Below are 11009 nucleotides of genomic sequence, written 5' to 3'. Positions count from 1 at the left end.
GGGGGTCAGTCACCCTGGTCGATCAGCTCCAGAACCCGTTGATGGAAGGCGCGATTGCTTGCCCGACAGGCCTCCAGCATCTCTGGTTGGGCGCGGCTGGCGCCCGCAAGTAGCCGCCAGCCCTCGACATCGCGACAGACATAGGGGGAGGGGGTGCGTGCACGCAGCCGCCCGAGCAGTCGCTGCAGTCGCCCCGGGCGCTCCCAGATCGCCGGGTACAGGGTTGGGGGATGACGCAGGGTGAGAAACTTGGAGTTGAACGGGAAGGCGACCACCCGCCGCCCGAGCAGCATGCCCCAGTACAGGCCGTGGTAGGAGCTGGTGATGATGGTCTCGCCCGAGGCGAGAAAGGCGATGGTCTCCTCGAAATCGGCCTGATCGTTGCGCAGGTTGGGCCACTCCAGGATCGGCAGTGGGCGTGAACGGTGAGAGAAGACCACGAATTCGTGATGCGGCGCCGGCGGGGCGTCGAAGATCGGGTGCATGCAGCTGGCGCAAGGCACCCAGGGGTGGGCAAAGCCGTCGTCGCGGATTCCGACGAGGTCGAACCCCTCGAGGAAGCGAGCGTAAGGGAACTCGGGATAACGTTGCCACCAGGGGCCGGTATCGAGTTGCTGGCCGACCCCCCAGGCGATGAGCCGCCCCGTCCTGGTGGCGGTCCTGATCCGCTCGATGGCGGGCAGGAAGAAGGTGTCGAGCAGACCGCCGCCACCGAGGATGACGATGGCCTCGTCGAGGTCGAGTGACGTCTCGTCGATCAGATCCGCGCGCACCACCTCGTGGTCGGGGAAGTCGAAATAGCGCGTCGGCGCGCTCATCTGATCGCCGATATTCGGATCATCACGATGGAAATTGATAATGCGTCTCATCTTATGCGCCGGCATAGGCTCGACCGTCGAGTACCCAGGAAGCAGGCAACGAGAGCATGCGCGCCGAGGCCTCATTGGCCTCGTTACCCTGTGACTTCACCATGAACACCTTCAGTGCCTCGCCGATGTAGACCATCCGTCGGTTGCGATCGAGCAGGGCAAAACGGATGTTGTAGGTCCCGGGGGCGAGGGGATAGGTATCGATCCGGTATTCGACCTCGTGTTCGCCGGCTGCGAGGTCGGGCCGTTCGGCGATCCCGGCGGTCGAACCCGAGTCGAGATAAACGAAGTCCGTGGTATGGGTGCCGATCACGATCTCGGGTTGTTCGAGCGCGACATGGAGCTTGAAGCGCACCCGGACCTTGAGCGGCCCGCCGGACTCTACGGCATCGGTCGGGCTGTCCTGGTCGTCGAGCAGGGTTACGCTGAGGACCTCCGCCTCGCCGGAGGTGTCGATACGGGCGTGCTTGAGGATCGCTTCCGAGTGATCGGCCAGGACCTTCTCGTTGCTCTTCTGGTAGTAAAGGTCAACGACTGGTTGAGGGGCATCATCCATCAGCACGCGCCCGCGTTCGAACAGCATCACCCGCGAGCAGATGCGCGAGACCTGACGAATGTTGTGACTGACCAGCAGGACGGTCTTGCCGCGCCGCCGGATCAGGTCTTCCATACGATCGAAACACTTGCGCTGGAAGGCGAGATCACCGACGGCGAGGACCTCGTCGACGATGAGGATCTCCGAGTCGATGCTGGTGGCGACGGCGAAGGCGAGCTTGACCTTCATCCCCGAGCTGTAACGCTTGACCGGGGTGTCGATGAAGGCCGACATCTCGGCGAAATCGACGATTTCGTCGAATTTTTCCTCGATCCGCTGACGCGACATGCCCAGAATGGCGCCGTTGAGATAGACGTTCTCGCGTCCGGTCAGGTCCGGGACGAAACCGGCGCCGACCTCGATCAGCGGCGCAATCCGGCCATCCACTCTGATCGTTCCCGAGGTCGGGCTGGTGATGTTCGCAAGCAGCTTCAGCAAGGTACTCTTGCCGGCGCCGTTGTGTCCGATGATACCGACGACTTCACCTTCCTCGATGCTGAAACCGACATCGTCGAGTGCCTTGAAGGGCGGGGTCTCGGTCGGTGCTTGGCCAAGAATGCGGCGCGCCTGATTGACGAGTGAGCTCTTCAGACTATGTAGCTGACCGAGCTTGAACTCCTTGGTCAGATGCTCGACTTCGATGATCGACATATTGAGGTACGTCCATGAATGCAGTCGATAATGGACTGAGTGAGTGATCGAACCGGCAGCGGGCGGAGCATGGGGCCGGTTGGTCCGGGTAACGTTCGATAGCTTCTTCATGGGTGAGAGGATTGTCAAACGTCGGGGCAAACGGAGACGCAACACGCTTCGGTTGCTATGTGGCGCTGGTTACGGACTTGGATGAGCTGGCGCTGATGCGTGTTGGGCTACATGCAGGTGGATCAGGCGTGCAGAAGACGATGGCTTCGTGTTCAGCCCAGTTGCCACGCGGAGCGGGGCCTGAACGGCCCCCACCCTTGATTGCGCATAATGTATATTATGTTAACTCTTTGGCAAGATATTCCCATTGGTTTCTTTTTGGACTTTCCTCAAAAGCCTACCTAAAGGAAGGAAACCAGTCATATAATTTGGACTTGTCAAATATTCGTTTAGATAGTTTATAAGTAAAAAGCAACATGCTACTCTCGATCGACATCCCATAACGGCAGCGATCCAGAATGAGACCAAACCCACCAACAGACCCAGCTCGAGAAGAAGCAATCCTAAGGTTGGCACGCGAGCGTCCTGAGCTCGGACAGGCGTCGATCTCACGTCTGCTCTGCGCCTCAGGGCTCAGAATCTCACCATCCGGCGTCCGCTATGTCCTCCAACGCCACGGACTCGAGACCCAGGTAAAGCGTCTCAGGGCGCTGGTACGCAGTTCACCAAAAGGAATGGAATCACTCGACCAACGTCAACGTGCCCTGCTCGCTCGTGGCGCGCTGTCCGAGGACGAACCCGCCGAGGACGCTCCGCCACGAGATCGCAAGACCCGTATCCTCGATGCGGCCGCAGAGCTCTTCTTCGACCTCGGCTACGACGGCACCTCCATCCGCGATATCGCCGGAAAGGTGGGCCTGTTGCCAGGCTCCGTCTATCACTATTTCCCTTCGAAGGAGGAACTCTATCTCGCCGTACATCGCACCGGAATCACCAGGGTCGAGGCCAGGATCAAGGCCGCCATCGCGGATCTAGACGACCCCTGGGAGCGATTGCGCGTCGCTTGCGAGGTCCATGTCGCCGGAATCGTCGAGGGATCACCGGTGGACAGGATCACCGGACGCAACCTGGCGCTGGTGGGAAAGCACAACCTGCTCAAGCGCATCACGCCCTTTCGCAAGACCTACGAGAATCTGTTCAGGGAGTTGATCGAGGATCTTCCGGTCGCCCCGGACACCGATCGTTCGCTGTTGCGCCTGTTCCTGCTCGGCGGGATGAACTGGGCATGCCTGTGGTACCGCCGCGGCATCCGCTCCCCCGAGGAGATCGCCGACATCATGCTCGATATGGTACGCCAGGGCGTGCAGTCGACGCATCATCTGACACAAACGAACACGGGAGACACCTGACCGGCATCTCCCGTGCTCGATATCGCTCCAATCGGAGCGGTCAGGCTTGCAACCAGGGTACGTACATTCGCGCCTCACCAGAGATCAGGAGCCGATCCGTCTCGGCGTCCACACAGCGCGTCTCCAGGGTGACGATCGGCTTGTCGGTACGGATTGCGGTGATCTCGACCGAGGCGGTGACCGGCATGTCGAGATAGACCGGCGCCTTGAAATTGAGCTCCTGGCCGAGATAGATCGCACCGTCGCCCGGCAGATGATGGCCAAGCAAGGCCGACAACAGACTCGAGACCAGGATCCCGTGAACGATCCGCTCACCGAATCGCGTCTCGGCTGCATAGACGGGGTCGAGATGCACGGGATTACAGTCGCCCGAGAGTTCGGCAAAGAAACGCACATCGGCCTCGCTGAAGGCCCGGGTCAGGGTTGCGCGCTGACCGATTTCGAGGGTCGGCATCCTTGGTTCCTCATTCACATGTTCGGATAGTTCGGGCCACTACCGCCCTCGGGGGCGACCCAGGTGATATTGGCCGCCGGGTCCTTGATGTCGCAGGTCTTGCAGTGCACACAGTTGGCTGCATTGATCTGCAGACGCGGGTCATCACCGCCCTCGCCCACCAGCTCGTAGACCCCGGCCGGACAGTAGCGCTGCGCGGGTTCCGCATACTCGGCCAGATTCGAGCCGGTCGGGATCGACGGGTCGGCCAGATGCAGATGACAGGGTTGATCCTCCTCGTGTGCCGTATTGGCGAGATAGACCGAGGAGAGCCGATCGAAGCTGAGCACCCCATCGGGCCCGGGATAGCTGAGCGGCTCGCTCAGTGCGGCAGGTTCCAGCCAGGTATGGTCCGGCGCATCGCCCGGACGCCGGATCGGTCGTCTGCCGCCGAGCAGGCGCTGATCCAGGCTGTTGACAGCCCCACCGAGCAGGGTCCCGAAACGGTGCAGCGATCGGCCGAAGTTGCGACCGACACGCAGGTCCTCGTACAGCCAGGATGCACGCAACCGCGCCTCGAGACCCGTCAGCTCGCGCCCACCGGGATCACCGACGGCGAAGGCCGCAAGGATCTCCTCGGCGACCAACATCCCGCTCTTGAGCGCGGTATGAACCCCCTTGAGCTTGGCGTTGTCGAGCGTACCGCCCTCGCACCCGGCCAGACAGCCCCCGGGGAAGTGCTGTCTGGGCAAGGCATCGAAACCACCCTTGGCCAGCGCGCGTGCGCCATAGGCGATCCGTCTTCCCCCCTCAAGGGTGGCGGCGAACAGCGGGTGGTGCTTCATCCGCTGGAACTCGTCGAAGGGACTGAGCCAGGGATTGGGATAATCGAGATCGACGATCAACCCGACGGCGACCTGACACCTGCTCAGGTGATAGAGGAAGAAGCCACCATGGGTTCCCTCTGGCAAGGGCCAGCCGGTACCGTGCTGCACCAGCCCGAGCTCGTGCCGATCCGCCGCGATCTCCCACAACTCCTTGATGCCCAAGGCATGATGCTGAGGAGTCGACTCGGCATCCAGGCCGAAGCGCTGGTAGAGTTGCTTGCCGAGATGGCCCCGACACCCCTCGGCGAAGACGGTCTGGCGCGCCCTCAACTCGACCCCGGGGGCATGATTGTCCTTGGGACGGCCATCGGCGCCGATCCCCATGTCGCCGGTGGCGACACCGATCACCTCACCGTGCTCGCCGAACAGCACCTCGGTGGCGGCGAACCCAGGGAAGATCTCGACGCCCAGACCCTCGGCCTCAGCGGCCAACCAGCGACACAGGTTGCCGAGACTGACCAGATAATTGCCTGAATTATGTAAACTCGGTGGCGAGATCGCCTCGGGGATCCGCCAGCTGCGTTGCGCATCGCGCAGCAGATACAGCTCCTCGCGCTCGACCGGGGTCTCCAAAGGCGCGCCGCGTTCACGCCAGTCCGGGATCAGCTCATCAAGACCCCGGGTCTCGATCACCGCGCCCGAGAGGATATGAGCACCGACCTCGGCCCCCTTCTCCACCACGCACACGCTCGGCGCCGGGTCGGCCTGCGCCAGCCGGATCGCGGTCGCCAGCCCGGCCGGACCGGCGCCGACGATCACCACGTCGAACTCCATCAGATCGCGTTCGCTCATCGACGACTCCTCAGAATTGCTCTGCATCGAGCGCCATCAGGCTCGTCGATCCGGACAGCACCGAAGTCAGCGCCGCCTGGGTCCGTGCCAGCACGTGCTCGCAATAGAAACGGGCCGTCTTGAGCTTGGCATCGAGAAAGAGCGCATCGCCCTCCCCGTCCTCGATCGCGCGATGCGCGGCCAGTGCGCTGCGCACCTGCATCCAGCCACCACAGAGATAGCCCAGCAGCATCAGCAACTCGACGCTGACGGCACCGGCCAACTGGCGATCGTCTGGCGCCTCGCGCAGCACCCAGTCGCACGCCCGCCGGGCGGCGGCGAGCCCATCGGCGAAGGGGTCGGCGAGTACGACCAGAGACGCCTCCTCGGCCTGCCGGAGCACGCCGAGCGTTTCCTCCATCTCGTCGAACAACGCCCCGATCGCCCGCCCCTCGTCGGCAAGCAGCTTGCGCGAGATCAGATCGAGCGCCTGGATCCCGGTCGTCCCCTCGTAGATGGTGAGGATACGTGCGTCGCGATAGTGCTGCGCTACCCCGGTCTCCTCGACGAAGCCCATGCCGCCGTGGACCTGGATCGCCAGCGAGGTCAGTTCCTGGGCGAACTCGGTGATCCAGCCCTTGACGATCGGGGTGAAGAGTTCGAGCCTGGCCTGATGATGCGCCCGACGCGCACCCTCATTCGCGCCCCGCGCCCGGTCGGCTTCGGCCGCGGTCTCCAGCACCAGGGCGCGCATCGCCTCGATGCCACTCTTCATCGTCATCAGCATCCGCCGCACGTCCGGGTGTGCGATGATCGCCACCCGCGTGCCGTCACGACGCGTGCCCTGCAACCGCTCCATCGCATACAGACGCGCCTGCTGATAGGCGCGCTCGGCAATCGCCAGGCCCTGCAGGCCGACGACCTGGCGCTCACGGTTCATCATGGTGAACATATAGGCGAGCCCGCGATGCGGCTCGCCGACCAACTCGCCCCAGGCGTCGTCGAACGCCATCACACAGGTCGGGCTGCCATGGATGCCGAGCTTGTGTTCGAGTGAGAGACAGCGCACCCCATTGGCCTCAGCCGGATCGCCATGCGCGTCCAGCCGATACTTGGGGACCACGAACAGCGAGATCCCCTTCACCCCGGGCGGCGCATCGGGCAGTCGCGCGAGCACCAGGTGGACGATGTTGTCGGTCATCCGGTGATCGCCCCAGGTGATGAAGATCTTCTGACCGCTGATGCGGTAACCCTCTCCATCCGGCACCGCGCGGGTCTTGATCGCCGCCAGATCCGAGCCGGCGTCGGGCTCGGTGAGGTTCATCGTGCCGGTCCACTCGCCACTGCTCAGACGCGGCAGATAACGCGCGCGCAGGGTCTCGTCGCCGTGCTCGGCAAGGGCCTCGATCGCGCCTTCGGTGAGCATCGGGCAGAGCGCCAGCGACAGGTTGGCCGCGTGCCAGATCTCGCTGACCGCGGCATTGAGCACATCGGGCAACCCCTGTCCGCCATGGCCTTCGTCGACCTTGAGCGACTGCCAGCCCCCCTCGGCGAACTGCCGATAGGCAGCGGCGAAACCGGGCGTCTCCACCACGCCCCCCTCACCCATCCGAGCACCCTCACGGTCACCGACGACATTGAGTGGCGCCAACACCTCGGCGCCGAAGCGCGCGGCCTCGTCGATCAGGCTGTTGGCAAGGTCCAGATCCACGCCCTCGAAGCCGTTCTCGACACAGAGTCCGTCGAAATCGATCAGATGGCGAAGGACGAAATCACTCTCGCGATAGCAATGCTGATAGCTGCTCATGGTTATACCAAGGGAGTCAGAGTGCTTCGATAAGTTCGGGCACGGCCTCGAACAGATCGGCGACCAGCCCGTAGTCGGCAACCTCGAAGATCGGCGCGTCCGGGTCCTTGTTGATCGCCACCACCACCTTCGAATCCTTCATCCCCGCCAGGTGCTGGATCGCCCCCGAGACGCCGAGCGCGATATAGAGCTCGGGCGCGACCACCTTGCCGGTCTGGCCGACCTGCAGGTCGTTGGCGACGAAGCCGGCGTCCACCGCCGCACGCGAGGCGCCGACGGCGGCGTCGAGCCGATCGGCGAGCCGATAGACCAGCTCGAAGCCCTCGCGACTGCCGAGTCCGCGACCACCGCTGACCACCACCCGCGCGCTGGTCAGCTCCGGGCGCTCGGACTCGGCCAGCTGCTCGCCGACCAGCCGGGTCGCGACCACCTCGATCACCTGCTCGAGCTCGACCACCTCGGCCGTGCCGCCGGCGGGCTCGACCGCGGCGAAGGCGGTCTGACGCACCGTCAGCACCTTCACCGGGTCGTCGCTCTCCACCGTGGCGATGGCGTTACCGGCATAGATCGGTCGGCGAAACCGCGCCGGGGACTCGACCGCAATCACCTCGGAGACCTGATTGACCCCGAGCAGCGCCGCTGCCCGGGGCATCAGATCCTTGCCCGAGGTGCTGGCCGCGGCCAGCAGATGGCTGTAGCCGGGCGCGACCGCCACCACCAGCTCGGCGAGATTCTCGGCGAGCCGATCGGCATAGACCGGGGCATCGGCCACCAGCACGCGCTCGACGCCAGGAAGCACGCGGGCGGACTCGATCGCCGCCGCACAGTCATGCCCGACCACCAGCAGGTCGCAGGGTCCATCGAGTTCGCCGGCGGCGCCCAGGACGTTGAGTGTCGCCGGCGCCAGCCGGCCCCTGTCCTGTTCCGCGATCACCAGAGTGCGCATCATCCCCTCCTCCATTCAGATCACCTGTGCCTGTCTCAGCCGCTCGAGCAGCTCGCCGACCGACTCGACCCGGATCCCGCCGGCGCGCGGCTCGGGCGGATGTACCGCCAGCAGGCGCGGCCCCGCTGCCGGAGAGACTCCGAGCTGCTCGGCTCCGGTGTGCGCGATCGGCTTGCGCCGGGACTTCATGATGTCGGGGGCACGGATGAAACGCGGGGTGTTGAGTCGCAGGTCGGTGGTGATCACCGCCGGCAGTCGCAACGCCAGGGTCTGCAGACCACCGTCGACCTCGCGGACGACCTCGATGCCCTCGTCCACCACCTCGAGTCCGGAGACGAAGGTGCCCTGGGGATAACCGAGCAGACCGGCGAGCATCTGCCCGACCTGGTTGTTGTCACCGTCGATCGACTGCTTGCCGAGCAGCACCAGCCCCGGCTGCTCCTCGCGCACCAGCGCCGCGAGCAACTGGGCGATCCCCAGCGGGCCGAGATCGGCATCCTCGGCCGTCTCGACCCAGATGGCGCGATCGGCCCCCATCGCCAACGCGGTCCGCAGCTGTTCCTGCACCGCCTTGGGACCGACCGAGACGGCCACCACCTCATCGGCCTTGCCGTCCTCGCGCAACCGGACGGCCGCCTCGACGGCGATCTCGCAGAAGGGATTGATGGCCATCTTGACGTTGGCCAGGTCGACGTCCGAGTGATCGGACTTGACCCTGACCCTGACGTTGTAGTCGATGACCCGCTTGATCGGGACCAGTATCTTCATGACGCTCCTCCTCGGGCCCCAGTCATCGACAGGGGCCGGTACGACGACGGTCGTCGCCTCGTCTCTCTCCATCACTCGATCTCGGTCGATACGGCGTTCAGGCCGTCGCGACCTCGCTCTGGGCATCGTTCGCCCACTGGCGCAGGAGATACTTCTGCAGCTTGCCGGTGGGGGTGCGTGGCAGGGTGGCGAAGACCACATGCTTGGGCGCCTTGAAATGGGCCATGCGGGCGCGGCAATAGTCGATCACCGCCTGCTCGCTAAGCTCGGCGTCGGCGACCAGGGTGATGAAGGCACAGGGCACCTCGCCCCACTTCTCGTCGCGCTTGGCGACCACGGCGACGTCCTGCACCAGCGGATGGCCGAAGAGCACCTCCTCGACCTCGATCGAGGAGATGTTCTCGCCACCCGAGATGATGATGTCCTTGGAGCGGTCCTTGATCTCGACATAGCCGTCCGGGTGCCAGACGGCGAGATCGCCACTGTGGAACCAGCCGCGATCGAAGGCGCGGCTGGTGGTGTCCGGGTTCTTCAGATACCCCTTCATCACCAGGTTGCCGCGGATCATGATCTCGCCCAGGGTCACGCCGTCCTGGCGGATCGGCTGCAGGGTGGCGGGATCGGCGACCATGATCGCCGCCTGCATCGGCATCCGTACCCCCTGGCGCGCCTTGAGCCGTGCCCGCTCCTCCAGCGCCAGCCCGTCCCACTCGTCGTTCCAGGCACAGGCCACACAGGGACCATAGGTCTCGGTCAGTCCGTAGACATGGGTGACCTCGAAGCCCATCGCCTCCATCCCGGCGATCACCGACGAGGGCGGCGGCGCACCGGCGGTCATCACCCGCACCGACTGGGTGATCGCGGCCTTCGCCTCGGCCGGCACCTCGTTGATCATCTTCAGCACGATCGGCGCGCCGCACAGATGGGTCACGCCCTCACGGGCGATGGTCTCGACGATGGTGTGTGCCCGTACATGACGCAGACAGACATTGACCCCGGCCATCGCCGCCATGGTCCAGGGGAAGCACCAGCCGTTGCAGTGGAACATCGGCAGGGTCCAGAGATAGACCGCGTGGTTGGGCAGTCCCCAGCTCAGCACGTTGTTGATCGCGCCGAGATAGGCCCCGCGATGGTGATAGACCACCCCCTTGGGATCACCCGTGGTGCCCGAGGTGTAGTTGAGGGTGATCGCCCGCCACTCGTCGTCGGGCACCGACCACTGATGATCGGGATCGCCCTCGGCGAGGAAGGACTCGTAGTCGATCTCACCGATCGGCGCCTGGGCATCGGCGAAGTCCGGGTCGGCGATGTCGATCACCAGGATCTCGCGCTCGATGCGCGCCAGCGCCCGACCGACGACCTCGGCGCACTCGCAGTCGACCAGTACCGCCCTCGCCTCGGCGTGTTCGAGGATGAAGGCGATCGCCGGGGCATCGAGTCGGGTATTGATGGAGTTGAGCACCGCCCCGGCCATGGGCACGCCGAAATGCGCCTCGAAGTGTGCCGGAATATTGGGGGCGACGATGGAGACGGTGTCGCCGCGGCCGATCCCGCGCCGTTCGAGCGCGCTGGCGAGCTGGCGACAGCGACGATAGGTCTCGGCCCAGTCGCGCCTGATCGTGCCATGCACCATGGCCAGTTTGCGAGGATGGATCGCCGCGGTGCGCTCGATAAAGTTCAGCGGACTGAGCGGCTCGTGGTTGGCCGCTCTCGGCTCGAGGTCCTGCTCGTAGAGATCAACGACTGGCTCGGACATACGTTCCTGTAACTCCGATGGTGTTGAGAACCGCTTCCCTGATTTTCAGCCGGAAGCCTGCGCCTGCCTGATTGCGATTCGGCAATGACGCTATCACCCCAAAAACTAGCTTGTCAAACGATCGTG

At 64.5% G+C, this 11009-nt stretch carries 9 protein-coding genes; 1 reads left to right on the top strand and 8 read right to left on the bottom strand.

Going from position 1 to position 11009, the window contains the following annotated elements; translation table 11 throughout:
* Positions 1–5: 5 nt before the first annotated feature.
* On the bottom strand, positions 6–869 hold the full coding sequence (locus EBL85_RS06160) for a polysaccharide pyruvyl transferase family protein (protein WP_223806076.1): 864 nt from the start codon (positions 867–869) through the stop codon (positions 6–8).
* A 1-nt stretch (position 870) separates the two neighbouring features.
* Positions 871–2271 (bottom strand): ABC transporter ATP-binding protein, encoded by a 1401-nt coding sequence (locus EBL85_RS06155; RefSeq protein ID WP_223806075.1) that lies wholly within the window; start codon positions 2269–2271, stop codon positions 871–873.
* A 569-nt stretch (positions 2272–2840) separates the two neighbouring features.
* Here EBL85_RS06155 and EBL85_RS06150 point away from each other — a divergent pair.
* The gene (locus EBL85_RS06150; RefSeq protein ID WP_223806074.1) at positions 2841–3515 is read left to right on the top strand and encodes a TetR/AcrR family transcriptional regulator; all 675 of its coding nucleotides are present in this window, start codon (positions 2841–2843) and stop codon (positions 3513–3515) included.
* A gap of 40 nt (positions 3516–3555) precedes the next feature.
* Here EBL85_RS06150 and EBL85_RS06145 read toward each other — a convergent pair whose 3' ends face one another.
* From EBL85_RS06145 to EBL85_RS06120, 6 genes are all read right to left on the bottom strand, one after another.
* Positions 3556–3969 (bottom strand): MaoC family dehydratase, encoded by a 414-nt coding sequence (locus EBL85_RS06145; RefSeq protein ID WP_123140268.1) that lies wholly within the window; start codon positions 3967–3969, stop codon positions 3556–3558.
* A gap of 14 nt (positions 3970–3983) precedes the next feature.
* On the bottom strand, positions 3984–5627 hold the full coding sequence (locus EBL85_RS06140) for an electron transfer flavoprotein-ubiquinone oxidoreductase (RefSeq protein WP_123142440.1): 1644 nt from the start codon (positions 5625–5627) through the stop codon (positions 3984–3986).
* Between the two features lie 10 nt (positions 5628–5637).
* Positions 5638–7413, bottom strand: coding sequence for an acyl-CoA dehydrogenase (locus tag EBL85_RS06135; RefSeq protein ID WP_123142439.1), 1776 nt, complete (start codon positions 7411–7413; stop codon positions 5638–5640).
* A 16-nt stretch (positions 7414–7429) separates the two neighbouring features.
* Positions 7430–8359 carry an electron transfer flavoprotein subunit alpha/FixB family protein gene (locus EBL85_RS06130; RefSeq protein WP_123142460.1) on the bottom strand — a complete coding sequence of 310 codons (930 nt, stop codon included), beginning with the start codon at positions 8357–8359 and terminating at the stop codon, positions 7430–7432.
* Between the two features lie 15 nt (positions 8360–8374).
* Positions 8375–9127 (bottom strand): electron transfer flavoprotein subunit beta/FixA family protein, encoded by a 753-nt coding sequence (locus EBL85_RS06125; RefSeq protein WP_123140265.1) that lies wholly within the window; start codon positions 9125–9127, stop codon positions 8375–8377.
* Between the two features lie 97 nt (positions 9128–9224).
* Positions 9225–10883 (bottom strand): acyl-CoA synthetase, encoded by a 1659-nt coding sequence (locus tag EBL85_RS06120; protein ID WP_123142438.1) that lies wholly within the window; start codon positions 10881–10883, stop codon positions 9225–9227.
* Positions 10884–11009 lie beyond the last annotated feature (126 nt).

This window comes from Marichromatium sp. AB32, from assembly GCF_003718675.1.
Classification (GTDB): Bacteria; Pseudomonadota; Gammaproteobacteria; order Chromatiales; family Chromatiaceae; genus Marichromatium; species Marichromatium gracile.
Note: the sequence above shows the minus strand (reverse complement) of the source record. Positions and strands in the feature narration are given on the sequence as shown.